This window comes from Cupriavidus sp. AU9028, from assembly GCF_019795295.1.
Taxonomy (GTDB): domain Bacteria; phylum Pseudomonadota; class Gammaproteobacteria; order Burkholderiales; family Burkholderiaceae; genus Cupriavidus.
This window is the reverse complement of record NZ_JAIMCG010000014.1, coordinates 62,894-87,678: the sequence shown is the minus strand read 5'-3', so window position 1 is coordinate 87,678 and position 24,785 is coordinate 62,894. Positions and strand designations below refer to the sequence as shown.

The window sequence follows — 24,785 nt, the reverse complement described above, 5'->3', positions numbered from 1 at the left end:
CTGATGTCCCTAGCCAGCCGGCCGTCAGCGGATGTTGATGATGGAATCGAACAGCGAATTGGCGACGGAGATCACCTGGGCGCTGGCCTGGTACATCTGCTGGTAGCGCAGCAGATTGACCGTCTCTTCGTCCATGTTGACGCCGGACACGGACTGCTGTGCCGTACGGGCCTGCGTGGTGATGCTGTTCTGCGAAGTCGAGGCGATGTCGATCGACTTGGTCTTGCTGCCGATGTCGTTGACCAGCAGGGCAAAGGCATCGTTGAAGCTGGAGACGCCATTGATGGTCTTTGCCGTCTGCAGCTTCGCCAGGGCGAGGGCGTTGCCGTTGTCGGTGGTGCCGCCGGCGTTCGACTCGATGGTAAAGCTGTCGCCCGCGCGCGGCGTGCCGCCGAAGGTCACGGTGACGCCGTTGAATTCGAACGAGGTGCCGTCCGTCCCGACCACCGGGCCGGCATCGGGCATCACCGGATTGCCGGCGGCGTCGATGAAGGTGTAGCTGGTGCCATCGTAGGTGGCGGTAATGCTCGACGCCGGCAGCGAGAACCCGTGCTCGACACTGGCCTTGACGGTACCGGTGCCCAGGTTCCCGGCGCCGGTCTCCACACGGATCGGTGCCGCAGCCGCGACCTTGGCAGGATCGGAAATCAGCAGCTGCATCCCGGCCGCGGCATTGCGCGTCGGCTGGATCTGGAAGGAGTCGCCAGCGGCCATGCCCGCGCCCGCAGTCACGCTGATGCCATCGGCCTCGAAAGTGGGACCGGTGCCGCTGGCTACCACCTCGTTGTCCGACATCCGCACCAGGCTGTAGTTGGTGCCGTCGTAGCGCAGCGTGTAGTCGCTGGTGGTCAGTGCACGCGCGTCGCTGATGCTGGCGGTCACCGTGCCGGTGCCGCTGTTGTCGTCGTTGCCGAATACCACCGGGCTGCCAATGCCGAACATGTCGCCGCCAATGGCGCCCTTCAGGTCCATGCCGAGGCGGTGCTGCTCGTTGAAGCTCTGGCCAATGGCCAGCGAGATGCGGCCGATCGAGCTTTGCGCGGCATCCAGCGTCTCGCTGCGGAACTTCAGAATGCCGCCCACCGTGCCCCCGTTGAAGAGCTTGTCTTCCATCTCGATCTCGGTGCCGTTGGGCAGCGTGTACGCGATGACGGTCCGGCTCGGATCGGCCGAGGCATTGACGGCCTTCAGTTCATAGGCGCTGCTGCCGACCACGAGGGGCTGTCCATTGCCAACAAAGACGTTGTACGACCCGCCATTCTGCTGCACCACCTTCACACCGGCGATCTTGTTCAGTTCGGCGACGACCTGGTCACGCTGGTCCATCAGGTCGTTGGGCGGCTGGCCGCCAGCAGTGGCGCTGGCGCGCTGGATCTGCGCATTTAGCGAAGCGATTTCAGCGGAGTAGGCGTTGATCTGGCTCACCGAGCTCTTCAGTTCCGCGTTGATGCCTTCCTGCTGCTGCTGGAAATAGGTAGCGGAGGAGCGCAGCTGTCCTGCCAGCGACTCGGCCGCGTTCAGCATGTTCTGGCGCACGGCGGTGTCGCCCGGCTTGTCGGCCACGCCCTGCACAGCCGCGAAGAACTTCTGCATCAGGGGTGCGAGCCCGCCTTTCTGGTCCGCCAGCAGGCTGTCGATCTGGCTGATCTGGTCGTAGTAGGCCTCCAGCTCCGCGCTGGACGTCTCGGCCTCGCGCAGCCGGCCCGTCAGGAACTCGTCGTAGACACGGCGCACCGTAGTGGTCACCGAGCCCTGGCCGAAGAAGCCCTGGCTGGTGTGCTGGCCGCCCGCCGACGAGATGATGGTGTTCTGGCGGGTGTAGCCGGCCGTAGCCGAGTTGCTCATGTTGTGGCCGACCGTGGTCAGCGCGTTCTGCGCCGTGTTCAGACCAGAAAGACCGATATTGAAGAGAGACATACGCTAGCCCCGGAATCTGTGGTTCGCCACGGCGTTGCGGATGCAACCGTGGCGGTGGATGTGGGTGGTAACGGCACTTCTGCGCCCGGACTTTAGCCCCGCCGGCAGGCAGGCTTCGCCTGGACTGCTCAGCCCTGCACCTGCTTCATGATGCGAACCAGCTTGGACCCGTACTCGGGATCGGTGGCGTAGCCCGCGCGTTGCAGGTGATGGGCGGCGGCTTCCGCCGAGCCGGCCGACACCACGCCGGCATAGCGCGGGTTGTTCGACAGCAGGCGCGCGTAATCCGCGAACGCTTCCTCGTACGAGCCATAGGCGCGGAAGCGCGCCTTCACCTTCTGCGGCTGCCCGTCGATGTATTCGGTGGTGGTGATTTCGGCGACCGGCCCCTTCCAGTTGGCACCTGCCTTGATGCCGAACAGGTTGTGGGTGGTGCTGCCGTTGGCATGCGTGATCTCGCGGCGGCCCCAGCCCGATTCGAGCGCGGCCTGGCCAAGAATCAGCTTGGCCGGCACGCCGCTGGCGCGCGAGGCCGCCACGGCCGGGCCGGCCATCCGGCTGACGAAAGCGCTGATATGAGCCGGGGCATCCTCGCCGGCCATGCCGGCCGCGCCCTGACCGCCCTGGCCGTTCTGCCATGCGCCGGGATCGTTGGCCTGGTATTGCCGCAGCCCGGCGGTGGGGTTCCAGGCGGAGCCCGGGATGGTGGTGCCGGCGCGCGGCGTTTCGCTGCCGTCGCTGAACTGGGCTTCGGCTCCCGGGGCGGCGGCGGTGGTACGGCCGTCCAGCAGCGGTCCGAGGGCGCCCGCCGCGTCGTCCATGTTGGCCGCGGCCGCCACTTCCGGCGGCAGCGCCTGGCCGCTGGCGCGCGCCAGCTGGCGCACCATCACGTCGGCCAGGCCAATGCCCTTGCTGGACAGGTGCTGGGCCATCTGCTGGTCCAGCATCGACATGTACATCCGGGTCTGCTCGTTGTCGAACAGCCCGTCCTGCGGTGTCGCTTCCCGCATGCTCTTGAGCATCATCTGCGTGAAGACGGCCTCGAACTGGCGGGCAGCGGCCTTCAACGCGCCATCGCCGCCCGAACGAGCCTGGCTCTTGAGCGATTCGAAGCCCTGGACATCGAGCGCGAAGCGTTGCGACAGATCGGCCTGGGCCTGCAGCGGATTGGTCATGCGGTCGGCACTCCGGGCGTCAGATGATTTCCAGTTCCGCGCGCAGCGCGCCGGCGCTGCGCATCGCTTCCAGGATGGTCTGCAGGTCGGCCGGGGTTGCGCCCAGCGAATTCAGCCCGCGCACCACCGCGGTCAGCGAGGCCCCGCCCTTGATCATCTGCAGCGAACCCGAATCCCGCTTCAGGCTGATCTCCGATACCGGCGCGACCACCGTCTCGCCGCCGCTGAACGGCGCCGGCTGGCTGATCACCGGCTGGGTATTGATGACCACCGACAGGTTGCCGTGCGCAATCGCGCAGTCCTGCACCGTGACCTCCTGGTTCATCACGATCGAGCCGGTTCGTGCGTTGAGGATGACCTTGGCGGCGGCCTTGGCCGGCGTGACGTCGATGTTCTCGATGCGCGCCAGCGTGGCCACGCGTTGCGACGGCTCGGTCGGCACGCGCACCTGCACCACGCGCCCGTCCAGCGCACTGGCGGCGCCGCCGCCGATATTGCGGTTGATCGCGTCCACCACCCGCTCGGCGGTGCCGTAGTCGGTGGTCTTCAGTTCAAGCGTCAGCAGGCCGTTCTCCGGCTGGAAGGACGGCACCGCGCGTTCGACGATGGCGCCATTGGAAATGCGGCCCACCGCCAGCTGATTGATCTGTACCTTGCTGCCGTTGGCCGAGGCACCGGCGCCACCCACCAGCAGGTTGCCCTGCGCGATCGCATAGACCTGACCGTCGGCGCCCTTGAGGGGCGTCATCAGCAGCGTGCCGCCGCGCAGGCTCTTGGCGTTGCCCATCGAGGACACCACCACATCCAGCTGGCTGCCGGGCTGGGCAAACGGCGGCAGCGTCGCGGTGACCATCACCGCTGCCACGTTCTTCAGCTGCATGTTGCGGCCTTCCGGCAGGGTGATGCCCAGCTGCGACAGCATGTTGCTCAGGCTCTGCGTGGTGAACGGCGTCTGCATCGTCTGGTCGCCGGTATTGTCCAGACCGACCACCAGGCCATAGCCCACCAGCGGGTTGTCGCGCACGCCCTGGAACGACGCGAGATTCTTCAGCCGTTCGGCATGCGCGGCCTGGGGCAACGCGAGCGCCAGCAGCGCCACCGCGCCGAGCAGGATCTGCGCGGCGCGCCGGCATGCAATCAGGACCGGATGGCGGACGGAGCGAAACGGGAGGCAGTCAGCCAGGCGCAAGGTCATGGTGAATCAGAACGGTGAAACGTTGAGGAAGAAGCGCTGGAGCCAGCCCATTTGCTGCGCTTCGTCGATATAGCCCTTGGCCGTGTATTCGATACGGGCGTCGGCCACCTGGGTCGACGGCACCGCGTTGTCGCCGGTAATGGTCCGCGGATTGACGACGCCCGAGAAGCGGATGAACTCCGCGCCCTGGTTGATCGCCATCTGCTTCTCGCCGGACACCACCAGGTTGCCGTTGGGCAGCACTTCGATCACGGTGACGGTAATGGTGCCGTTGAACGTGTTGGCCGCGCGGGAACCGCCGCTGGCGTTGATGCCGTTCTCGCCGCTCATCTCCGCGTTCTGGCTCGCGCCGAACAGCCCGCCCAGCGCGCGGGGCACCGCATCGAAAGTCAGCGCGGCATTGCCGGTGCGGGTCGCATTGGTGCCCGAGTTCTTCGAGGCGTTGACGTTTTCCCGAATGACGATGGTCAGGATGTCGCCGACGTTGCGCGGCCGGCGATCCTCGAACAGCGGGTTGCCCGCATACGAACCCTGGTAGATCGAGCCCGTCGGCGGCGCCATGGGACGCTGCTGTGCCCGGGCCGTGGTCGGCATCTGCACCAGCGGCTCGCGCGGTACCAGCGCACACCCGGTGGCCACCAGCGGTACGATCAGGCAGCAGAGCCGGCGGACAGCCCGGCCCAGGCAGGACAGCTTGTCGGTCATGGTCAGCCCAGTTGAGTCAGGCGTTGCAGCATCTGGTCCGAGGTGGAGACGGCCTTGCTGTTGATTTCATACGCGCGCTGCGTCTGGATCATGCTGACCAGTTCCTCGACCACGTTGACGTTGGACGATTCGACATAGCGCTGCTGCAGGATGCCGGCGCCGTTCAGGCCGGGCACGGTCTGGTTGGGCGCGCCCGAGGCGTCGGTCTGCACGTAGAGGTTCTCGCCGATGCTCTCCAGACCGGTCGGGTTCATGAAGGTGACCAGCTGCAGCTGGCCGACCTGCACGTTCAGCGCATTGCCCGGCTGCGTGACCGACACGGTGCCGTCGCGGGCGACGGTCAGCGAGGTGGCGTTGGCCGGAATGGCGATGGCCGGCTCGATCAGGAAGCCGCTGGAGGTCACCAGCTGGCCGTTCTGGTCGACGTGGAAGGAGCCGTCACGGGTGTAGGCGGCGGTGCCGTCCGGCAGGGTGATCTGGAAGAAGCCCTGGCCGATGATGGCCACATCCTTGTCGTTGCCGGTCTGCTGCGGATTGCCCTGGGTATGGATGCGTTCGGTGGCGACGGGGCGCACGCCGGTGCCCAGCTGCAGGCCCGAAGGCAGCGTGGTCTGGTCCGACGACAGCGCGCCGGGCTGGCGAATGGTCTGGTACATCAGTTCCTCGAACACCGCGCGGCTGCGCTTGAAGCCCGTCGTGGAGACGTTGGCCAGGTTGTTCGAGATCACGTCCATCTGCGTCTGCTGCGCATCGAGGCCGGTCTTGGCGATCCAGAGGGAGCGGTTCATGTTGGTCCTTGCTTGGCATGCCGCCCGGGCATGCCTGAAATCGTTCGGTTGGGTTCAGTCGCGGCCGACGTTGGGGTCAGCCATGCCGTGCGGCGATCAGTTCGATCCCAGCAGCGAATTGGCGCGCTGCTCGTTCATGTCGGCGCCCTGGATCATCTTGATCTGCATCTCGAAGCGCCGCGCGTTGGCGATCATGTCGACCATCGCCTCGACGGGATTCACGTTGCTGCCTTCCAGCGCGCCAGTGACGAGGCGCACGTTGGGATCGGCCTCGACCGGATCCGCCCCCTGCCGCATGCGGAACAGCCCGTCATCGCCACGTGCCAGCGCGTTCTGCGGCGGGTTGACCAGCCGAAGCTGGCCAATCTGCGCGAGGCCGTTGGCCGCTTCGCCGGGACCGCGCGCGGTGATCACGCCATTGCTGGCGATGGTGATCGCCGAGCCGGGCGGCACCGCGATCGGGCCGCCGTCGCCCATCACCGGGCGACCGCTGGAAGTCACCAGCTGGCCCTCGGGGCTGATCTGCAGCGATCCGGCACGGGTGTAGGCTTCGCCGTCGGGCGTCTGCACCGCGAGCCAGCCGTTGCCCTTGATGGCGATATCGAGCGGGCGCTCGGTATAGGTCAGCGGGCCGGCCTTGAAGTCGGCGCCCGGCGTGGTGGCCAGCGTGAAAGCGCGCGTCTGCGTTTCCTGCCCGACCACTGGCACGGCGCGGAACATGTTGACCTGCGCCCGGTAGCCCGTCGTCGACACGTTGGCCAGGTTGTTGGCCACCGCGGCCTGCTGGTCCATCGTCTGCTTCGCGCCCGACAGGGCGGTGTAGATCATGCGATCCATCGGCGATTCCTGATTCCTGTCGGCCCGCTACCCGAGGCAGCGGGCCGTTGCTACCGTCAGATATTGACCAGCGTCTGCAGCACCTGGTCCTGCGCCTGGATGGTCTGGGCGTTGGCCTGATAGGTGCGCTGGGCGATGATCAGGTTGACCAGCTGGCCCGACAGGTCGACGTTCGACGCTTCCACTGCGTTCGACTGCAGCTGGCCATAGGAGCCGCCAGGCGCGCCCAGCAGCGGCTGCCCCGAGGCGCCGGTCGCGGTCCACACGTTGTCGCCCTCCGGCTGCAGGCCTTCGACGTTGCCGAAGGTCGCCAGCACGATCTGGCCGAGGTTCATGGTCTGCTCGTTCGAGAAGCTGCCGAGGATCGAGCCGTCCGGTTGCACGGTATAGCCGAGCAGCGCGCCGCTGGCATAGCCGTTCTGCACCAGAGTCTTCGGGTCGTTTTCGCTGCCGAACTGCGTGGTGCCAGCCAGGTTCATCTGCACCGTCATGTCCGCGGCGCCATTCGCGCCCGCCACGGGAACGCCGACGGTGGCGCCCGCGGCCGGCAGGACCATATTGCCGTTCAGATCGAAGCGCATCGCTTCGGTGGTCAGCAGCCCACCGTTCTCGTCGGTGACGTACATGTTCCAGTTGGTACCAACCACGGGCGTGGTCGGGTCCAGCGGATCCTGATGTTCGGGACCCATCTTGCGGAAGTACGCGGTGACCTGGCGCGGGTTACCGAGCGAATCGAAGATCTCGATGGTGCTGCTGTAGTTGAACATCGCGGAATCGGGCGGATCGCCAGCAGCGGTCGCAAACGGCGTGGTCGGCGCCGTGACGCGCGAATCCAGGTTGAACTGGGCCGTGATGCTGTCCGTCGCCTTCGGCGGCATCTGCGTGTTGGCGATGACCAGCGGCTGCGGCTGCACGCCGCCACCCGGCTGCACACCGGCCGGATAGCCGGTCACCTGCAGACCCGACGCATTGACCAGGCGGCCATCGTCCAGCCGCTTGAGCTGGCCGTTGCGCGAGAAGTAGACCTGGCCGGCGTCATCCACCAGGCGGAAGAAGCCATTGCCGCCGGTGATCGCCACGTCCAGCGCGCGGCCGCTCGCTTCGATATTGCCCTGGTTGAAGGACTGCACCACCGAGTTCACTCGCACACCCAGGCCGACGCGCGAGCCGGCATAGACGTCGGCGAACGTCGCCGTCGATTGCTTGAAGCCAACCGTCCCCGAGTTGGAGATGTTGTTGCCGATCACATCCAGATTCTGTGCCGCGGCGTTGATGCCGCTGACCCCTTGACCGAAACCCATGATTTCCCCTTGTTACATGTCGTCAGTTCGCTGGCCCGCGCTGACCAGGTGCATTCGCAACCGGCCGCGCGGCGGGCGCGGTAATTAAAGAATGCGGCGGACGTCGTCCACCAGCGCGGTGCGGCCTTCGCCCAGGTCGACCAGCACGCCGTTGGCGTCGCCGCTGATCGCCTGCACCTTGCCGTAGATCAGCGACGCGCCATTGATGGCCTTGCCGTCGGCCGTCGCCACCACGCGGAAGGTGTACTCGCCGTCGGGCACCGCGCCGCCGGCATCGTTCTTGCCATCCCATGCCACGTCATGCACGCCCGCGGTCCGGCCCTTCATGTCGATCGAGCGCACCACGTTGCCCTTCTCGTCCAGCACCTCGACGGTGACCGCATCGGCGGTGGACGGCAGGTCGATGCCGAACTGGCTCGCCTTGCCCTCGACCACTTCGACGCCGTTGCCGGGCACCATCACCGTGCGGCCGATCAGCGCGGCCGAATCCATCGCACGGCTTGCGCTGACCTGCGCCAGCAGCTGCGTCATGGTCGCGTTCATGATTTCCATGCTGCTGACCGTGCTGATCTGCGCCAGCTGCGACGTCAGCTGTGCGTTGTCCATCGGCTTGAGCGGATCCTGGTTCTTCATCTGCGTCACCAGCATCTTCAGGAAATTGTTCTGAATGTCGCTGGAGCTCGACGCGCTGGACAGCAGCGATGCGCCTGCCGCGTTCGAATTGCTGTTGACGCCGGAAGTGGTAGTCATGTCGTGGTTTCCCCGGTTACGGATCGAATTGCTGACCGAATCACTGACCGATCGTCAGCGTCTTCAACATCATGTTCTTGGCCGAGTTCAACACCTCGACATTGGCCTGGTAGGAGCGCGAGGCCGAGATCATGTTGACCATCTCTTCCACCGGGTTGACGTTGGGCATGGTGACGTAGCCGTCTGCGTTGGCCAGCGGGTGCGTGGGGTTGTGGACCATGCGCGCGGGCGACGGGTCCTCCATCACGCCGCGCACCTGCACGCCGCCGATCTCGCCATTGGCGGCGTTGGGCGCGAGGCCGAACACCACCTGCTTGGCGCGATATGGCTGGCCATTCGGCGCCACCGCGCTGTCCGCGTTGGCCATGTTGGACGCGGTCACGTTCATGCGCTGGGACTGCGCCGCCATGGCGGAGCCCGACACCTCGAAGATGTTCATTGCCGGCATGATTACCTCACTGCGAAATGGCGGTCAGCATGCCCTTGATCTTGGCGCTCATTACCGTGAGGCCAGTCTCGTAGCGGACCGTGTTGTCGGCGAAGGCCACCCGCTCGGTGTCCATCTCGACCGTGTTGCCGTCGATGCTCGACTGCATCGGGATGCGATAGGCCAGCTCGAAGTCGCTGCCCACGCCTGCTTGTCCGGGCAGATGCCGTGCCGAGGTGGTCGACAGCGACACGCCTTCGGCGCGCTTGCCGCGTTCCACCGATTCCGACAGCTGGCTGGCGAAATCGAAGTCGCGGGCCTTGAAGCCCGGGGTGTCGGCGTTGGCGATGTTCGCGGCGATCACCGACTGTCGCTGGTTGCGCAGGTTCAGCGCTTCCTGCTGGAAACGGAACGCCGCGTCGAGTCTGTCCATCATTGTTGTATCCCGCTATATCAATGGAGAAAGGAGGCCCATGGCGAGGCGGTCTCTGGCAACCGGCCGCACCGCGATGCGCGGCGGCGCGGCAAAGGGAGCCCGCCCACCTTCTTCACGGCTGCCATCTTAGGTGGGGGCTGGCCAGCGCAATCGGATGAATAAGGCGAGGAAATCCGCGCATTTCACCCGGAGCCCGACGCGCTCGCTGCCTACAATGGACTCCCGTTGCGGCCCCTCGCCGCGCCGACCCGCACCATCGGGGACGGCGCCGCGGCGGGTTCCACCGTCCTTGCTGGGATGACTGAATGTTTCGAATCGAATTGCGTCCGCGCGGCGCGCGCAGCCTGTTCCGGCGCGCGGCGCGGCTATTGTTGATCGCGTCGGCGCCGCTGACGGTCGCCGCCCTGGCGGCGCCGGCCCAGGCCGCCGGGCAACTCTCCTCGCCGGGCAATGTCGCGCCGCAGGGCGGCGCGCCGGTGTTCGCCGAGGATCCGGTACGGGTGGCCGTCGAGCAGTTCCTGCAACGCGAGACCGCCGGGCTGCCGGGCAAGACCAGCATCCAGGTCATTCCGCCCTCGGGCGGCCGCGCCAGGGAATGCGTCTCGCCCGAACCCTTCCTGCCGCCGAGCGCGCAGCTGCAGGGCCGCGTCTCGGTGGGCGTGCGCTGCGGCGGCGACCGGCCCTGGACGCGCTATGTGCAGGCGCGCATTTCAGTGCTTGGGGACTACTACGTCGCCTCGCGCACGCTGGCGCCTGGCGAGCCGATCACGGCGGCGGACATCGAGGTGCGGCAAGGGGATCTGGCGAGCCTGCCACGCGCCGTGGTCACCGATCCCGGCCAGGTCGAGGGCGCGGTGGCGGGCAACCGGATCGGCGCCGGCTCGCCGCTGCGCAGCGACCTGCTGCGCAAGGCCATCGCGGTGCGACGCAACCAGACCGTGGCGGTCACCGTCGAGGGGCAGGCTTTCCAGATCCGCAGTGAAGGCAAGGCCCTGACCGACGGTGCCCCTGGCAGCAGCGTGCAGGTAAGACTGGAGAACGGGCAGGTCGTCAACGGAGTGGTCAAGGACGCGGATACCGTGGTGCTGCGGTAGCAGGCGGCGTCGGCAGCCGGATGGGCGACATGCGACAATGTCGCTCTAAAGTTCCGGCCGCCAGCGCCGTTAAGCTGTCAAACCCAGCAAGGATAGTCCCGTGAAGATCCACCAATCCACCACGCCCCGCACCGGCGAAGGTGCGGCAGGAAGCACTGCACGCAATACGTCCGCCGCGACCCCGGCGCCCGCTTCGGCGGCAGCCCCGGCTGGCGGCCTGACCATGAGCCCGCTGTCGGCGCAGGTGCGCGACATCGGCTCCAGCCTGGTCGGCGAAGCGGACAACGATATCGATAGCGCGAAGGTCGAGGAGATTCGCCAGGCCATCGCGGAAGGACGGCTCAAGATGGATTCGAGCCGTATCGCAGACGGCCTGCTGGCCACGCTGCGCGAACTGGCCCAGGGCGCCTCGCGCTGACGGGATCGCGCGGGCCGGCTCGTCGTCTTCTGGACAACCCAACCCATTGAAAAGCCGGACCGCCCATGAGCCAAGCCCTGATCGACTGCCTGCTGCATGAAGCGCAGGCAGTGCTCGCCTTCGACGATGCCCTCAAGCAGGAACGCGCCGCCATTCGCGCCGCGGACTTCGCCGGGCTCAATGCCGTCATCGAAGCCAAGACCCAGCTGACGCACGAGCTTGCGCAGCTCGGTGCCGCCCGCCAGGCGCAGATGGCCGCGCTCGGCATCCGCGTCGGTCCGCACAACGAGCTGGTCGGGCTGAATCTCGATCCCGGCGTCTCCGCCGCCTGGCACGCGCTGGTGATTGCCGCGCGCAACGCCGCCGAAGCCAACGAGCTGAACGGCGCCGTGGTGGCCGCCCACCTGCAGTTCACCGAAGGCGCGCTGAAGGCGCTGCGCGAGCGCAACAGCGCCACCGTCTACGGCCGCAACGGCCTGGCCCAGAACGCCGCCCGCGGCGTCACGCTGGCCAGCGGCTGATCAGGCCGTCGGACCCACCGCGGCCGCACGCCGGCCGCGTGCCTCCATCCAGAAGTAGCCGATTACCGCCGGCACCATCGGCGCGAGGTAGTACATCGCGCGGTAGGCCAGCAGCGCCGCGACCAGCGCGTGGTGCGGCACCCGGTCGCCCAGCAGCACGACGAACACCGTCTCCAGTACGCCCAGCCCCGCCGGGATGTGCGTGACCGCGCCGGCGATGCTGCCGATCAGCACCACGCCGAGCACGACCAGCAGCGGGACCGAACCCGGCAGCAGCGTCTGGATGATCGCCGAGATGGTCAGCCAGTTGGTGATCGACAGCGCGCACTGCAGCAGCGCGAACTTCAGCGACGGCAGATGGAAGGTGTGGCCGCGCAAGGTCCAGCGACGGCGCCGGGCACGCGCACAGGCGAACAGGTAGGCCGCCACCACCGCCAGCAGCGCGAAGCCGGCGACCTGCAGCAGCAGCGGGCTGAAGCCCCACGATTCCGGCAGGATCACCGTGCGGGCGGCCAGCACCGCGCCGAGCAGTGCCAGATAGCCGATCCAGTTGCTGACCACGCCGATGCTGTAGACCGCGGCGATCTGCGCGCCGGACAAGCCTGCGTTCGAATAGAGCCGGAAGCGGATGCCCAGTCCGCCAATCAGTGCCCCGAGGTTCAGGTTGAAGGCGTAGCTGACGAAGGCGATCGCCAGCACCCTCGGCGCGGGCAGGTGGTGTCTCGCATACCATCTGCCCAGCAGATCGAAGGCGGCATGCCAGAAGTAGCTCAGCGCCACCAACGCCGCGGCCGGCGCCAACGTACGCAGCTCGTAGGCGCGCAGCGTGACGAACGCCTCGGCCCAGTCGATCGCGCCGAGCTTGCGCACGATCATCACGAGTACCAGGGCGACGAAGGCAATGCCGAGGATCTTGCGCGCCAGCGCCCACCGGCTGCGCGCCGTCCTGCCCGGCTCCGCCGTGGCGGACTTCTCTCGCGCCGCTGCGCGCGGCGGCTCGTGCTGGGCGGCGGCCTGTGTTTTTGTGATTTTTGCCGTCATGCTAGTCCGCGCTCCGCTTTCGTAGTGCGAACCAGCCAGGGCGGCGTTCCGGCTGGGCCAGCACCAGCTTGGGGGTGTGGGCCGGCAGCCAGCCGGACCATGCCGGGAAGCGGCGCAGGAAGTGGAACATCAGCGCATTGGTGGCCAGTTGCAGCGGCGCGCGCCGGGTCTCCCGGTCGGGCGCGATCTCCTTGCACGAGCTCACCATCAGGTTCTCCAGATTCGAGCGCAAGGTGTCGGTGAAGTCCTTGTCCCGGATGATCAGGTTTGCCTCGAGATTCAGGGACAGGCTCAGCGGGTCCAGATTGCTGGAGCCAACGGTGGACCAGTCCTCATCGACCAGTGCCACCTTGCCATGCAGCGGCCGGCGGCAATACTCGAAGATACGCACGCCCGAATCGTGCAGATGCGCGTACAACATATCGGCCATCCGCTTGACCCACAGCATGTCGGGATTGCCCTGCAGGATCAGCCGGACATCCACGCCGCGCCGCGAAGCGTCGCACAGCGCATGTAACAGTCGGTAACCGGGCAGAAAATACGCGTTCGCAATGATGACCTGGCGGCGCGCCTGGCGTATCGCTTGTAAATATTCCCATTCGATGTCGGTTCGGTGCGAGTCGTTGTCGCGCGTGACGAACCAGGCTGTCGCGCCCGCTGCTTCCGGTGTGCCGGGGCGCAGTACCGGCGCGGGGAGCCGCGCCAGCCATGCGTCGCGGTCGGCATCGGCCGGCTCTTCGGTCATCGCGGCGGCCATCGTGGCGACGAGGAAGCGGTGCACCTGAACCGCGATCGGGCCTTCGACCTCGACGGCGTAGTCCTGCTTGGCCTGCGGCCCGAAGTCGCCCAGATGCTCTGCGGAGAAATTGATACCCCCGACGAAAGCGAGCTTGCCGTCGACAGCCACCAGCTTGCGGTGCATCCGCCGGAACAGGTTGGTCCGCATGCCGAGCAGCTTGCGGCGGGGCGCGAAGATATGCAGGCGCACGCCCGCGTCGACCATGCCGGCAACGAAGTCGTGGGACAGATCCGGCGACCCATAGCCGTCCACGGTCACGGCAACGTGCACGCCACGCCGCGCCGCGGCAATCAGCTCCTGGCGCAGCGCTAGGCCGACCCGGTCCTCGAACAGGATGAAGGTTTCCAGCAACACGCTGGAGCGCGCCTGTGCAATCGCGGCGAATACACGCGGGAAATATTCCTCGCCGTTTTCCAGCAGGTGTATCCGGTTTCCATGGGTCCTGATGGGTTGCATCGCAATGTCTCGCTGCCAATGTTTCGGACATTGGCTTCAAGCACATTCGATGCCACGGGGTGTCGGTTCAGGACCGACAGGAAGAGGAGGCGGAGGCCGACTTGCCTCAGCATGAGTGGTGGGGCAATCTGTCTCGTTCTGGCTAGCCCGGGCTGCCCTCTCCCCGGGCCCCTCTCCCGCAAGCGGGCGAGGGGAGAACGCCGACCGCGGGGGAGCATCCCGCTGGTTTGCTCCCCTCTCCCGCTCGGCGGGAGAGGGGCCGGGGGAGAGGGCCAGCGAGCGCCCGCAAGCCCTACCTGTAGCTGACGATCACCTGGCCGGACTGCCCCTGCAACACGGGCGTCAACGGCCCCCGTCCCGGCACCTGGAAGGCAAAGACGAAGCCCTTGCTGGCATCGTCGCCGCGGAAGGCGTCGGTGCGCCCTTGCGCGCCGTCGAGCAGCACGCAGCGGGTCGGGCTGCACAGGTAGGCCTGCAGATCGATCGGTGCCACGCCGGCGAAGCGGTAGCGCCAGCGCACGGTGGTGATCGACCCTTCCGATTGCGCCAGATAGCCGGTCGGCAGCACGGGCGCCGAGAGCGCGCGCACACCGCGTCCATGCAGCGCCGGCGGGACGACCGTAGCCGTCCACGAATGCTTCGACGCGCCCAGGTTCGCACGCACCACGCCGCCGTCCGCGAAGGCCGGCGCGCACGCCATGCCGGCGCCCAGCGCCAGCGCCAGCGCGAGCCGCAGGCGCCCGTGCCGATGCGCCCACCGCGCGGTGGGCAGCATCAAAGCAGCCCTCGCAGCTGGCTGCGCAGGCGGTTGATCGCCTGGCTGCGGATCTGGCAGACGCGCGACTCGGTGACTTCGAGCACCGCGCCGATCTCGCGCAGGTTCAATTCCTGGTCGTAGCACAGCGACAGCACCAGTTTCTCGCGCTCGGGCAGCTTCTCGATGGCGCGGATCAACGCGCCGCGCATGCCGCTTTCCATCAGGATGGTCAGCGGATTGCCGTCTTCGCTGGCGATCAGGTGGCGGTCGAGGAAATCCTCTTCCCCGGAGCGCTCGAAGTCCTCGTAGTGCAGCAACTGGCAGCCGTAGACCTCGTTGAGCACGCTCTGGTATTCGTCCAGCGGCATCTCCAGTTCTTCCGCCACTTCGCTGTCCAGCGGCGTGCGGCCGAGCTTCTGTTCCAGCGAGCGGATGGTCCGCTCGATGCGCCGGGTCGACTGCCGCAGGCTGCGCGACTGCCAGTCGTTGGCACGCACCTCGTCGAGCATCGCCCCGCGAATGCGCTGGCTGGCGTAGGTCTCGAAACGCGCGCCATGCGTGTCCTCGTAGCGCTTGGCCGCGTCGAGCAGACCGATCATGCCCGCCTGGATCAGATCGTCAAGCTGCACGCTGGCAGGCAGCTTGGCCGCCAGTTGCAGGGCGATCTTGCGCACCAGCGGTGCGTGGGTCTGGACCGTATCGGTCTGTTCGAGCTTTCCCTGGATCGTGTACATGATGGAATTCTCGTTAGAACTGGCAGGCCATCGCCGATGCCCCGGGCGCACTGGCGGCACGGGCATCGATGGCGGCGGGAATGGGCCACGCGGCAATGCCGGCGGCGATACGGCGCAAGACTGCGGTGGCCGGCGCACCGGGAAACGCTTCGACGACGCAGCGGCCCAGCGACATGCTGCGGGCCACCAGCGGATCGGCGGGCATGGCGCCGGCAAGGCGTACCTGCACCCCCAGATACTGGCCGGCGGTGCGAGCGAGATTGCCGACCACGGCTTCCACGCCCGCCTCTCCCGCGGCGCCGTTGACCACCAGCTGGAACTCGCGCCAGGCGTACTGGTGATGCAGCCGCTTGATGCAGGCATAGGCGGCCGTCAGCGAAGCGCGCTCGGGCTGCAGCACGACGATCGCGTTGTGCGCGTCGCCGGCGAAGGGCGACAGCGAGCCATCCGCGCCGGGGCGGGCGTCGCACAGCACCGTGCGGTAGCCCTGCAGCCCGGCAGCCGAGCCGGCCGCGCGCGGGTCGCCGGGCAATACCTCCGGCGCGCCAGCGCCACGCTGCCCCGCTGCTTCCTGTGCGCTCATGGTGCCGGCCAGCACCTGCGCAAGCGTGCCGCGCGGTGCGGCATTGGCGAGCCGGGTGGCGCGGGCCCCGGCGATATCCTCGTCAACCAGCAGCACGCGCTCGCCCTGCAGGGCGAGCGCGCTGGCAAGACCGAGTGCGACCGTCGTCGCGCCAGCCCCCGGCTCGCAACCGAGCACGGCAATCCGTCGCGTGGTCCGCGGCGCCAGCATTCGGCGCAGGCTCTCGGCCTGATCTGCGGCAAGCATGTTTGAACCTCAGTCTCCAAGTGCGGCCAGTTGAGCCCTGGCCTGGCGATGTGCGATGGTGGCCGCCGCCAGCGCGCTCTGCGCGTCGGCGTCGGTGTCGGTGTCAATGGCGTCGTTGGCGGTGGCGTTCATCCGTTCGGCGAGCTGGCGTGCCGCCAGCGGCATGGCTTCGGCCCGTGCGGTCCGTGCCGGCGCGACCGACGCCATCGGCGCTGCGCCGATGGCGACGACGGCAGCCTCGTCATCCAGTTCCTCGGTGAACGGGTCCTCGAAGCGGGCGAGGACGCTGTCCTCGGCCTGCATGTCGGCCTCGATGGCAACCGGCGCGGCGCGGCTCGCGGCCGGCAGTGCCGGCGTGACGGCGTCGATCGTCTCCGGGGTTGCGGCGGCCGGTCCTTCCCCGGCAGCAGCGGCAGGCGCAGCCACGCCTGCCTGACGGCCGGGGAAGTTCTCCAGCACGTCGAGCAGGGCCAACAGGCGCGCGATGCCTTCGAGCAGCGCCGCACCGCCTGGCGCGGCGTCCTTGCCAGCCGCGCGGCCGGCGAGTCCCGCAAGGCAGTCGACGGCAGCGGCCACCGGCGCATGGGCAAGACGCAGCGCGGTCAGGCCGGCCTGCATCGAGACGATCGCGGTCGGACCGCATGCCGCGCCGTCCGGTGCGGACTGGCCGAGCTGGTCCAGCGCATGGCGCAGGGTGCGGCAGTGCTGCGTGGCCTGCTCGGCCAGGCGCGCCCAGCGGACGATCTGCGGACCGGCCGAAGCCAGCGCCGGGTCGGCCAGCAGATAGTCGACGGCCAGCGTCTGGCCGGTTTCGCGGTCGATCGCGCGCCCCACCAGCAGGCCGGCGTCGAGTCCGCCCTCGGCAGCCGCGCCGCGCGTTCCGCGCAGCTGGCTCTCGATGGTGCGAACCTGGGTCTGGGCCACCCACAGCATCGCCTCGCGATCGCGCACCTGCGTTTCGCCCAGCGCGTGGAAGGTCAGCGTATCGGCCAGCGCCTCGATCTTCCAGGCCGTGCCGTCGCAGATCACGCGCGTGGTCTTGCGCGCGCTGGCGAGCCACCGCTCGCCGGCGGCCTGCCACGGCTGCACGGCGCTCGCAGCCGGCACGGCGTCGAGCAGATGCACGACCGTGCGGCGCGCCGACAGGGCGACGCGCCAGTCCTGCATTTCCGCCGTCCATTCGTCGCCGCGAGCGGCCCGGCCGGTCGGTTCCACCACAGCGGCGACGGGCATGCCGTCGCGGTCGGCCATCCATACCGTGTGCTGCCACGGTTGCGGGTTGCGCCGGCCCGGCACGTTGCACGGCAGCGTGACGCTGGCGGCCAGCAGATAACGCTCGCTGTGGCGGATGGCGTCCTGGCACAGCGCGTCACGCATCTGCCGCGACAACGGACGCAGCGCCAGATCCGGCGCGGCCCGGCGCGCCCACAACTCCCGCAGCAGCGCAAACCCGTACGGACCATCCTGCAGCGCGGCGACGCAGCTGCCCACCGCATGGCTGCTGTCGGCGATGGTGCGCAGCACGTCGTGCATGCCGCCTGCCTGCGGCGCTTCGCCCGCGGCCATCGCCGGGCTGCCGCCGGAGGCCAGCGAGCGGCGCGCCGCTTCGGCATCGGAGAACACCGAGCCGCGCCGCGGCATCATGAAGGCGCGTTCCACCAGCGCCTCGCCACGCGCCAGTTCCAGATGCTCCGGAACGCGCTGGCCGGTCGAGGCATAGTAGACGGGCAGACGGTGACGGATCACCACATCCAGCACCGATCCGAGGTGCGTGGCTTCGTCCAGCTTGCTGATGATGCAGCCGTCCACGCCGCCACCGGGGGAGGCGTCATGGCGATAGGCATGCACGACCTCGTTCAGGGTGTCGCCGTGGCTCGCGCCGTTGAGCAGCAGCACGCGCTGCACTGGCGCCGGGGCGCCCGCCAGCATCGCGATCTGCTCCGACAGGTTGCGGTCGCGCTGGCTCATGCCGACCGTGTCGATGATCACCAGATGCTTCTGTGACAGCGCGCCCAGCGCGAAGCGCAGGTCGGCGGCGTCCTTCACCGCATGCACCGGCACGCCGAGGATGTCGCCGTAGATGCGCAGCTGCTCATGCGCGCCAATCCGGAACGTGTCGGTGGTCAGCAGCGCCAGCTTGTCGGCGCCGTGCTTGAGCACGAAGCGCGCGGCCAGCTTCGCGGTGGTGGTGGTCTTGCCCACGCCGGTCGGGCCCACCAGCGCCAGCACGCCGCCCTGGCCAAACAGTGCATCCTCGTCCTCCAGCACCGGGACCTTGCTGGCGATCTCGCGCCGCATCCAGGTAACGGCGGCCGGGCGGTCGTAGCCCGACGGCAGCCGGGCCAGCAGCGTGCGCGCCAGCTGCGCCGAAAAGCCCGCGCCGACCAGCCACTCGAACAGCGACTCGCGCAGCGGATCGGCCTGCGCCTGCCCGGAGGCAGGCATGCCTGACAGCTGGCGCTCGATCATCGCGCGCATCGATTGCAGTTCGCCACGCAGGTCGCCCAGCGCATCGGGACCCTGCCCGGGCGCCGTCATCGCCATGGACGGCTGCTGCGCAACCACCACGGGCGGCTGGTACGCCGGCGCGCTGGACGACAGCGTGCCCAGCTCGGTATCGGTCATCGCGACGATTTCCACGCCGCCCTCCACCACGCGATTGGACAGTACCACCGCGTCCGGGCCCAGCGCCTCGCGCACGCGCCGCAGCGCTTCGCGGCCGTTGGCCGCCACGAATTTGGCTACGCTCATTTCGCCACTCTCATCTCAACGATCAACCCGCCCCGCCGATCATGGCGGTGATGCGGATACTGCGGTTGTCGGGAACCTCGGCGTGCGACAGCACCTTCAGCTGCGGCATCGTCCGGCGCAGGAAGCGGGACATCAGCGGACGCAGCGCGTGCGGCACCAGCAGCACGGGATCCAGGCCCAGCTGTTCCTGGCGTGCCGCGGCGGCCTGCGCCTGCTGCTGCAGCGCCTCGGCCAGCCCCGGCTCGATGCCGCCGCCGGCGTTCAGCGCCTGGGTCAGGACCCGCTCCAGGCCGGCATCGAGGCCGATCACCTGCAGGTCCGCGTTGTTGGGGAACCACTGCTGCACGATCGCGCGGCCCAGCGCCACGCGGACCAGCGCGGTCAGCTCGTTCGGGTCGCTGATCTTCGGCGCGTGTTCGGCGATCACGTCCAGGATGGTGCGCATGTCGCGGATCGGCACGCTTTCGTCCAGCAGGTTCTGCAACACCTTCTGCAGGCCGGTCAGCGTGATGGTCTTGGGCACCAGGTCCTCCGTCAGCTTCGGCGACTCCTTGGCGATGCGGTCCAGCAGCTGCTGCACTTCCTGGCGTCCCAGCAGCTCCGACGCATGCAGATGGATCAGGTGGTTCAGGTGCGTGGCGACCACCGTGCTGGCATCCACCACCGTATAGCCCAGCGCCTGCGCCTGTTCCTTCGCGCCGCTGTCGATCCACACGGCGGGCAAGCCGAAGGCCGGGTCACGGGTGGGCGCGCCTGGCAGCGTGCCGTGCACCTGCCCCGGATTGATCGCCATCCACTGCCCCGGCACTGCCTCGCCCTGGCCAATCTCCACACCCTTCATGGTGATGCGGTACGAGTTGGGCTTGAGCTCCAGGTTGTCGCGGATATGCACCACCGGCACCAGGAAGCCGATTTCCTGGGCCACCTTCTTGCGAATGCTCTTGATGCGGCCCAGCAGCTCGCCGTCCTGGGCACGGTCGACCAGCGGAATCAACCGGTAGCCCACTTCCATGCCCAGCGGGTCGACCAGCGTCACGTCGTCCCAGGTCGCTTCGGTGTTTTCGTTGGCGATCGCCGGCACCTGCGCGTCGCCACGCTTCGTCTCCTGCTTCTGCTCCTGCTTGCGCTTGGCCAGCTGCATGCCGAACCAGATCAGCGCGCCGGCCAGCAACAGGAAGGCGAAGTGCGGCATGCCCGGAATGATGCCCAGCAGGCCGACGATACCGCCGGTCAGATACAGCACGCGCGGGTCGGAAAAGAGCTGGCCCGTCAGCTGCTGGCCCACGTCCTGATCGTTCGACACGCGCGAGACGATCACACCGGCAGCGGTGGAGATCACCAGCGCGGGAATCTGTGCCACCAGGCCGTCGCCGATGGTGAGCAGCGTGTAGTTGCGTGCGGCGGTACCGAAGTCCAGGTCGTGCTGCAGCATGCCGACCACCATGCCGGCGCCGACGTTGATGAACATGATCAGCAGGCCGGCGATCGCGTCGCCGCGCACGAACTTGCTGGCACCGTCCATCGCGCCATAGAAGTCCGACTCCTGCGACACCTCGGCGCGGCGCTTGCGCGCGCCGTCTTCATCGATCAGGCCCGCGTTCAGGTCCGCGTCGATCGCCATCTGCTTGCCGGGCATCGCGTCCAGCATGAAGCGCGCGCCCACTTCGGCGATACGGCCCGCGCCCTTGGTGATCACCATGAAGTTGATCACCACCAGGATCGCGAACACCACCAGGCCGACGGCGAAATTGCCGCCCACCAGGAAGTGGCCGAACGCCTCGATCACCTTGCCGGCCGCGTCCGGGCCGGAATGGCCCTCGAGCAGTACCACGCGGGTCGATGCGACGTTCAGCGACAGGCGCAGCAGCGTGGAGAACAGCAGCACCGCCGGGAACGCGGCGAAGTCGAGCGGCTTCTGGGTGTACATCGCCACCAGCAGCACCATGATCGACAGCGCGATGTTGAAGGTGAACAGCAGATCCAGCAGGAAGGGCGGCAGCGGCAGCACCATCATGCCGAGGATCATGACGATCAGCAGCGGGCCGGCGAGCGCCTTCATCTGGGAGCCGGACTGCCCAGCGGGCAGTCGGAGCAGGGACATCAATGCGTTCATGCGGAACGTTCCGGTACGGCAAGTTCATCGGGCACCGGCAGCTCGGTGGGAGCGTCCGGCAGCGGCCCATTGGAGTAGTGCCAGTGCTTGAGCTGGTAGACCCAGGCCAGCACTTCGGCGACCGCCGTGTAGAGGCCCGCGGGAATCTCCCGCTCCAGCTCGACATGGCGGTACAGCGCCCGCGCCAGCGGCGGCGCGGACAGAATCGGTACGCGATGCTCGGCGGCGAGTTCGCGGATGCGGGCGGCAATGGCTTCCGTACCCTTGGCCACGACCCGCGGCGCGCCCATCTTTCCTTCCTCGTAGCGCAGCGCCACGGCGAAGTGGGTCGGGTTGGTGACCACCACGTCCGCGGTCGGCACCGCGGCCATCATCCGGCGCCGCGCGGCCTGGCGTTGCAGCTGACGGATGCGGCCCTTGACGTGCGGATTGCCCTCGGATTCCTTGTGCTCCTGCTTGACCTCTTCCTTGGTCATGCGCAGCTTGCGGAAGAACTCGTAGAACTGCCAGGGCACGTCGATGCCGGCAACCAGCAGCAGCGACGCCGCGGCGATCGCGCAGCACAGCATCACCAGCTCCAGCATCCGCAGCAGGGCTTCCTGTACCGGCGCATTCATCAACGCGACCGCATCGGGAATGTGCCGCCATACGATCCAGAAGCCGACCCCCCCCACCAGCAGGGACTTGGCGATTGCCTTGATCAGCTCCACCAGCGACTGCGCCGAAAACAGCCGGCCCAGACCCTTCATCAACGACAGCCGGCTGAAATCCGGCGTCAGCGACTTGGTCGAGAACAGCCAGCCGCCCAGCACCATCGGGCCGATCAGCGCGGCCACGGCAAACAGCAGCAGCAGCGGCATCACGCCGAACAGGGCCTCGACCATCAGGTCGGTAAAGCCGGTCAGCATGCGGGCCGGGTCATGCGCCTTGTCCGGGTCGAACGCCAGCGCCGAGCGCATCACGGTGTCCAGCCGGCGCCCCAGCACGCTGCCGAGCGTCCACAGGCCGATCACCCCCGCCATCAACATGATGAAGGTGCCCAGCTCCCGCGAGCGGACCACCTGCCCCTCCTCGCGCGCCTTTTCCAGGCGCCGGGGTGAGGCAGGTTCGGTTTTTTCGAGATCGCTTTCTTCCGACATTGCCGCTCCGTGGCGAAGCGGCAAGCCGCCCTTCGACCCTGTGGATTATCGAAGCGGGCGGACCGGCGTATTAAGGGGAATAGGCGGGGGATTGCGGCCCTATTTGGGCGATGGGCGGGGGCCGGCGGGGGCGCCTGGCCGGAGAAACGTCCACTGTCTGGGGTTAACGGCAGGTCGGGCGGATTCTTTCGGGCCGCTGGCACCGCCCATGCCGGCCTGGTTGCCGATTCCCATCGGGACCGGGCAATTTCGCAAGCGCACGGCCGCCAGCTACGACACGCTGGCGGGCTTACCCCCAGCCGCCTTTCCCTGCGATATCGCGAATCACTGCTGCGCTCATTTTTTGCAAAGCGACCGGCTTGCCCGCAATCCACGCTGGTCGTTTTGTGGATCATGGATTCAGGCTATCCGATCCACGCCACTGCCGGGAACGCCATCTTGCCCCTCGACGCGCGACTGCCCCACACCGCCCCTTTCCTGCACGCCGCCGGCGATTCGCGGACCGATTCATGGACCGATACACCGGCCGCAGCGGGGATGGCCACGCTTTCCGGGTCGGCCATTGCGCTGGAGGCAGTACCGGACGAACCGCTGCACCGCGTGCTTGCATTTCTCGACGACAACGCGGTGCTCGCCTTTCGCCATACATGCCGGCGATGGGCGAGCGCATCCGCGCCCTTCGCGCAAGCACTTCTTGTCAAGGCGAGCATCCGCTGGATCGTCACCGCCAGCGACGCCGAACAGGCGGCCGCACGCATCAATGCCTGCCGCAAGCCGCTGCGGACCGACCCGGTGCAGGTTCTGCTGAGGCAGATGTCGACCCTGCATCCGGACCTGGAACCGCAGGCACGTCGGGCGATACAACCGCTGCTGCCAACGCCGTGCGCGAAGACGCTGCTGCGCGACCGGCTGGACCGCCTCCCCCTTTCCGACTGCCGCCAACACATCGCCCCCTTGCCGGAACCGGACCGTTCCCGATTGCTGGCTGCCCAGGCCGCGCGTGCCCGCGACGACGACGACGGCTGGGCCGGTTTCCTGCGCGCCGCCTGCGACGACGCGCAGGCGGCGCTCGCTGGCGAGCACGGGCAATCGACCGCGGCCCTGCTGTTGCCGGCGATCGCGCAGGCGCTGCACCAACCGTCCACCCGGGATGAGGATCTGGCCCCGGCGCGCGTCCAGCTCTGGGACCGCCTGCTCGATCTGTCGCAGCACCTGACGGTGGAACGGCGTTGCCCGGTATTGCGGCAGCTTGCCCCCTGGCTGAGCCTGGCCGCCTATGCCGGCGCGGAGGCCGCGGAACTCGAGGCACGCTGCGCGCGGTTGGTCGAGGCGGCCTTCCTCCTTCCCCTGCCGGCCGACACGGCAGCGGTGCTGTCCGCCATCGTGGCCGACCCTTACCGGGACGAACAGGATCACCGGATCGAACGCCTTCCGCTCGTCGTTCGCGCGATGCAGGCGGCGGCGCGGCTGCCCGAGGCGCTGTACGCCGGCGTGCTGAGCGAGGTGCTGTCCGCTACGCCGTCGTACTGGGATGCGGATTGCTATGCGCTGATCTGGAACGGCGTCGCCGTCGCCGCGGACAGGCTGACCACCGACGCCACGCGCTCGCCGCTACTTGCCGCCCTCGCGCTGCATGTGCCGTGGACCACCCCGGCCGACGGGGACGACGATGCCGACGCAGAAGAGCGGTGGCTCGCGATCCTGCACCGGGTGCAAGACCTGGCACCGTGCTGGCGAGGCCTGCCGCTGGTCGCGCTCTCGTGCAGCATGGCATGTGCGCCGCCGGGGCTGCGGCCCGGGGAACGGCTGCTGCAGCTGGCCATCCCCGTTCCCGGCAACGAACGGGCGGAACTGCTCGACCGGCTGATACACCATCCCAACTACTGCAGGAACCGGGACTTGTGGCGCGACATGATGATCCTCTACGCGGCGCTTTCCGATGGCGACAAGACCATCGTCGCCCGGGCGCTGATCCGGGCGCTGGCCTATTTCGTGCAGCGCCACGGCACGCCGCGCGACGCGTCTGCGACGCTGCCGCCTTCTGCGCATGGACCGTCCTGGGCACAGTGGCCGGCCGATCGCCAGGATGCGCATCGCAAGCTGTCGGCGCTCTTGCGCCAGCTTCCTGAGATGACGCGCCTGCGGCTGCTGGTCCAGTTCGCCGATACGCTGGACGAGCAAAAATGGTTCGCCCCGGCGCTGCAATGGCTGCTGGAAGAAGCGCGGTCGCTGCCACCATCAGGCCGTCACGAGGCGCTGATCGTGACCCGGGCGTGCGCCTTCGCGGCCCAGGAGTGCCCGCCAGAGGACGCGGACAGCGCGCTGGCCATGCTCGCCGGCGAGATCGCCTCGCTGCCGCCTGCCCGGCGCGGCGGCGCGCTGCTGTATTGGTCCGACCTGGCGGCGCGCACGAACCGCCGGTCCGCCCACGATGCGACCTATCGCTGCCTGCTGGAACCCGTGCCGCGCGCGGATCGGGGCGGGCCGCCGCCCGCCGCCAACAGGCCCCACCAGCCCTGAACGAAGAAAAGTGCCGCCACAAGTGCCGCCATAGTAGCCTGGCCACGCGCCGCAGACTGGCACGGCAATCAGGCGCCGTCCG

The 24,785-nt window shown here is 68.1% G+C and carries 22 protein-coding genes; 4 read left to right on the top strand and 18 right to left on the bottom strand.

What is annotated here, in order from left to right:
• Positions 1-24: 24 nt before the first annotated feature.
• The 10 genes from flgK to flgB all read right to left on the bottom strand — a co-directional run bounded on the left by flgK (position 25) and on the right by flgB (position 9,531).
• Positions 25-1,917, bottom strand: a complete 1,893-nt coding sequence (gene flgK / locus K6V06_RS15760) for a flagellar hook-associated protein FlgK (RefSeq protein WP_222244910.1) — start codon at positions 1,915-1,917, stop codon at positions 25-27.
• A 128-nt stretch (positions 1,918-2,045) separates the two neighbouring features.
• Positions 2,046-3,092, bottom strand: coding sequence for a flagellar assembly peptidoglycan hydrolase FlgJ (flgJ, locus tag K6V06_RS15755; RefSeq protein WP_222244908.1), 1,047 nt, complete (start codon positions 3,090-3,092; stop codon positions 2,046-2,048).
• Positions 3,093-3,111: 19 nt separating this feature from the next.
• Complete coding sequence (locus tag K6V06_RS15750) at positions 3,112-4,287, bottom strand: flagellar basal body P-ring protein FlgI (RefSeq protein ID WP_255581879.1); 1,176 nt, start codon at positions 4,285-4,287, stop codon at positions 3,112-3,114.
• A gap of 6 nt (positions 4,288-4,293) precedes the next feature.
• Positions 4,294-4,992 (bottom strand): flagellar basal body L-ring protein FlgH, encoded by a 699-nt coding sequence (gene flgH / locus K6V06_RS15745; protein WP_222244906.1) that lies wholly within the window; start codon positions 4,990-4,992, stop codon positions 4,294-4,296.
• Positions 4,993-4,994: 2 nt separating this feature from the next.
• A complete protein-coding gene (gene flgG / locus K6V06_RS15740) occupies positions 4,995-5,780 on the bottom strand; it encodes a flagellar basal-body rod protein FlgG (protein WP_222244904.1) in 786 nt (261 codons plus the stop codon).
• 96 nt (positions 5,781-5,876) lie between these two features.
• Positions 5,877-6,617, bottom strand: coding sequence for a flagellar basal-body rod protein FlgF (gene flgF, locus K6V06_RS15735; protein WP_222244902.1), 741 nt, complete (start codon positions 6,615-6,617; stop codon positions 5,877-5,879).
• Between the two features lie 56 nt (positions 6,618-6,673).
• A complete protein-coding gene (gene flgE / locus K6V06_RS15730) occupies positions 6,674-7,918 on the bottom strand; it encodes a flagellar hook protein FlgE (RefSeq protein ID WP_222244900.1) in 1,245 nt (414 codons plus the stop codon).
• A gap of 84 nt (positions 7,919-8,002) precedes the next feature.
• Positions 8,003-8,668 carry a flagellar hook assembly protein FlgD gene (locus tag K6V06_RS15725; RefSeq protein ID WP_222244898.1) on the bottom strand — a complete coding sequence of 222 codons (666 nt, stop codon included), beginning with the start codon at positions 8,666-8,668 and terminating at the stop codon, positions 8,003-8,005.
• A 40-nt stretch (positions 8,669-8,708) separates the two neighbouring features.
• Positions 8,709-9,116, bottom strand: coding sequence for a flagellar basal body rod protein FlgC (gene flgC / locus K6V06_RS15720; protein ID WP_222244896.1), 408 nt, complete (start codon positions 9,114-9,116; stop codon positions 8,709-8,711).
• A gap of 7 nt (positions 9,117-9,123) precedes the next feature.
• Positions 9,124-9,531, bottom strand: a complete 408-nt coding sequence (flgB, locus tag K6V06_RS15715; protein ID WP_222244895.1) for a flagellar basal body rod protein FlgB — start codon at positions 9,529-9,531, stop codon at positions 9,124-9,126.
• Between the two features lie 305 nt (positions 9,532-9,836).
• Here flgB and flgA point away from each other — a divergent pair, with 305 nt between their 5' ends.
• The 3 genes from flgA to K6V06_RS15700 all read left to right on the top strand — a co-directional run bounded on the left by flgA (position 9,837) and on the right by K6V06_RS15700 (position 11,564).
• Positions 9,837-10,625 carry a flagellar basal body P-ring formation chaperone FlgA gene (gene flgA, locus K6V06_RS15710; protein WP_222244894.1) on the top strand — a complete coding sequence of 263 codons (789 nt, stop codon included), beginning with the start codon at positions 9,837-9,839 and terminating at the stop codon, positions 10,623-10,625.
• 100 nt (positions 10,626-10,725) lie between these two features.
• On the top strand, positions 10,726-11,043 hold the full coding sequence (gene flgM, locus K6V06_RS15705; protein WP_222244893.1) for a flagellar biosynthesis anti-sigma factor FlgM: 318 nt from the start codon (positions 10,726-10,728) through the stop codon (positions 11,041-11,043).
• 65 nt (positions 11,044-11,108) lie between these two features.
• Entirely contained in the window at positions 11,109-11,564 is a 456-nt protein-coding gene (locus K6V06_RS15700; protein ID WP_222244892.1) for a flagella synthesis protein FlgN, read from the top strand.
• Here the strand turns inward: K6V06_RS15700 and K6V06_RS15695 are convergent, their stop codons facing one another.
• The 8 genes from K6V06_RS15695 to flhB all read right to left on the bottom strand — a co-directional run bounded on the left by K6V06_RS15695 (position 11,565) and on the right by flhB (position 22,183).
• A complete protein-coding gene (locus K6V06_RS15695) occupies positions 11,565-12,605 on the bottom strand; it encodes a lysylphosphatidylglycerol synthase domain-containing protein (protein ID WP_222244891.1) in 1,041 nt (346 codons plus the stop codon).
• 1 nt (position 12,606) lies between these two features.
• Complete coding sequence (gene clsB, locus K6V06_RS15690; RefSeq protein ID WP_222244890.1) at positions 12,607-13,860, bottom strand: cardiolipin synthase ClsB; 1,254 nt, start codon at positions 13,858-13,860, stop codon at positions 12,607-12,609.
• Between the two features lie 292 nt (positions 13,861-14,152).
• Positions 14,153-14,635 (bottom strand): flagellar protein FlhE, encoded by a 483-nt coding sequence (locus K6V06_RS15685; RefSeq protein ID WP_370637481.1) that lies wholly within the window; start codon positions 14,633-14,635, stop codon positions 14,153-14,155.
• The gene (locus K6V06_RS15680; RefSeq protein WP_222244889.1) at positions 14,635-15,351 is read right to left on the bottom strand and encodes an RNA polymerase sigma factor FliA; all 717 of its coding nucleotides are present in this window, start codon (positions 15,349-15,351) and stop codon (positions 14,635-14,637) included. Before K6V06_RS15680 ends, K6V06_RS15685 begins: the two co-directional genes overlap by 1 nt.
• Positions 15,352-15,364: 13 nt before the next feature.
• Positions 15,365-16,180, bottom strand: a complete 816-nt coding sequence (locus tag K6V06_RS15675; RefSeq protein ID WP_222244888.1) for an AAA family ATPase — start codon at positions 16,178-16,180, stop codon at positions 15,365-15,367.
• A 9-nt stretch (positions 16,181-16,189) separates the two neighbouring features.
• Positions 16,190-18,931: a flagellar biosynthesis protein FlhF gene (gene flhF / locus K6V06_RS15670; RefSeq protein ID WP_222244886.1), complete on the bottom strand. Its 2,742-nt coding sequence runs from the start codon at positions 18,929-18,931 to the stop codon at positions 16,190-16,192.
• A gap of 22 nt (positions 18,932-18,953) precedes the next feature.
• Positions 18,954-21,044, bottom strand: coding sequence for a flagellar biosynthesis protein FlhA (flhA, locus tag K6V06_RS15665; protein WP_222244883.1), 2,091 nt, complete (start codon positions 21,042-21,044; stop codon positions 18,954-18,956).
• Positions 21,041-22,183 carry a flagellar biosynthesis protein FlhB gene (flhB, locus tag K6V06_RS15660; protein WP_222244881.1) on the bottom strand — a complete coding sequence of 381 codons (1,143 nt, stop codon included), beginning with the start codon at positions 22,181-22,183 and terminating at the stop codon, positions 21,041-21,043. Before flhB ends, flhA begins: the two co-directional genes overlap by 4 nt.
• Before the next feature lie 438 nt (positions 22,184-22,621).
• Here flhB and K6V06_RS15655 point away from each other — a divergent pair, with 438 nt between their 5' ends.
• The gene (locus K6V06_RS15655) at positions 22,622-24,703 is read left to right on the top strand and encodes an F-box protein (protein WP_222244880.1); all 2,082 of its coding nucleotides are present in this window, start codon (positions 22,622-22,624) and stop codon (positions 24,701-24,703) included.
• Positions 24,704-24,785 lie beyond the last annotated feature (82 nt).

Coding starts and splice junctions, on each gene's coding strand:
- K6V06_RS15680 (WP_222244889.1), bottom strand. CDS start 15,351: ATGTACACGATCCAGGGAAAGCTCGAACAGACCGATACGGTCCAGACC.
- flhF (WP_222244886.1), bottom strand. CDS start 18,931: ATGAGCGTAGCCAAATTCGTGGCGGCCAACGGCCGCGAAGCGCTGCGG.
- flhB (WP_222244881.1), bottom strand. CDS start 22,183: ATGTCGGAAGAAAGCGATCTCGAAAAAACCGAACCTGCCTCACCCCGG.
- K6V06_RS15700 (WP_222244892.1), top strand. CDS start 11,109: ATGAGCCAAGCCCTGATCGACTGCCTGCTGCATGAAGCGCAGGCAGTG.
- K6V06_RS15750 (WP_255581879.1), bottom strand. CDS start 4,287: ATGACCTTGCGCCTGGCTGACTGCCTCCCGTTTCGCTCCGTCCGCCAT.
- flgH (WP_222244906.1), bottom strand. CDS start 4,992: ATGACCGACAAGCTGTCCTGCCTGGGCCGGGCTGTCCGCCGGCTCTGC.
- flgG (WP_222244904.1), bottom strand. CDS start 5,780: ATGAACCGCTCCCTCTGGATCGCCAAGACCGGCCTCGATGCGCAGCAG.
- flgA (WP_222244894.1), top strand. CDS start 9,837: ATGTTTCGAATCGAATTGCGTCCGCGCGGCGCGCGCAGCCTGTTCCGG.
- K6V06_RS15695 (WP_222244891.1), bottom strand. CDS start 12,605: ATGACGGCAAAAATCACAAAAACACAGGCCGCCGCCCAGCACGAGCCG.
- flgK (WP_222244910.1), bottom strand. CDS start 1,917: ATGTCTCTCTTCAATATCGGTCTTTCTGGTCTGAACACGGCGCAGAAC.
- flgJ (WP_222244908.1), bottom strand. CDS start 3,092: ATGACCAATCCGCTGCAGGCCCAGGCCGATCTGTCGCAACGCTTCGCG.
- flgC (WP_222244896.1), bottom strand. CDS start 9,116: ATGCCGGCAATGAACATCTTCGAGGTGTCGGGCTCCGCCATGGCGGCG.
- flgF (WP_222244902.1), bottom strand. CDS start 6,617: ATGGATCGCATGATCTACACCGCCCTGTCGGGCGCGAAGCAGACGATG.
- flgB (WP_222244895.1), bottom strand. CDS start 9,531: ATGATGGACAGACTCGACGCGGCGTTCCGTTTCCAGCAGGAAGCGCTG.
- K6V06_RS15685 (WP_370637481.1), bottom strand. CDS start 14,635: ATGCTGCCCACCGCGCGGTGGGCGCATCGGCACGGGCGCCTGCGGCTC.
- K6V06_RS15675 (WP_222244888.1), bottom strand. CDS start 16,180: ATGCTTGCCGCAGATCAGGCCGAGAGCCTGCGCCGAATGCTGGCGCCG.
- flhA (WP_222244883.1), bottom strand. CDS start 21,044: ATGAACGCATTGATGTCCCTGCTCCGACTGCCCGCTGGGCAGTCCGGC.
- clsB (WP_222244890.1), bottom strand. CDS start 13,860: ATGCAACCCATCAGGACCCATGGAAACCGGATACACCTGCTGGAAAAC.
- K6V06_RS15725 (WP_222244898.1), bottom strand. CDS start 8,668: ATGACTACCACTTCCGGCGTCAACAGCAATTCGAACGCGGCAGGCGCA.
- flgE (WP_222244900.1), bottom strand. CDS start 7,918: ATGGGTTTCGGTCAAGGGGTCAGCGGCATCAACGCCGCGGCACAGAAT.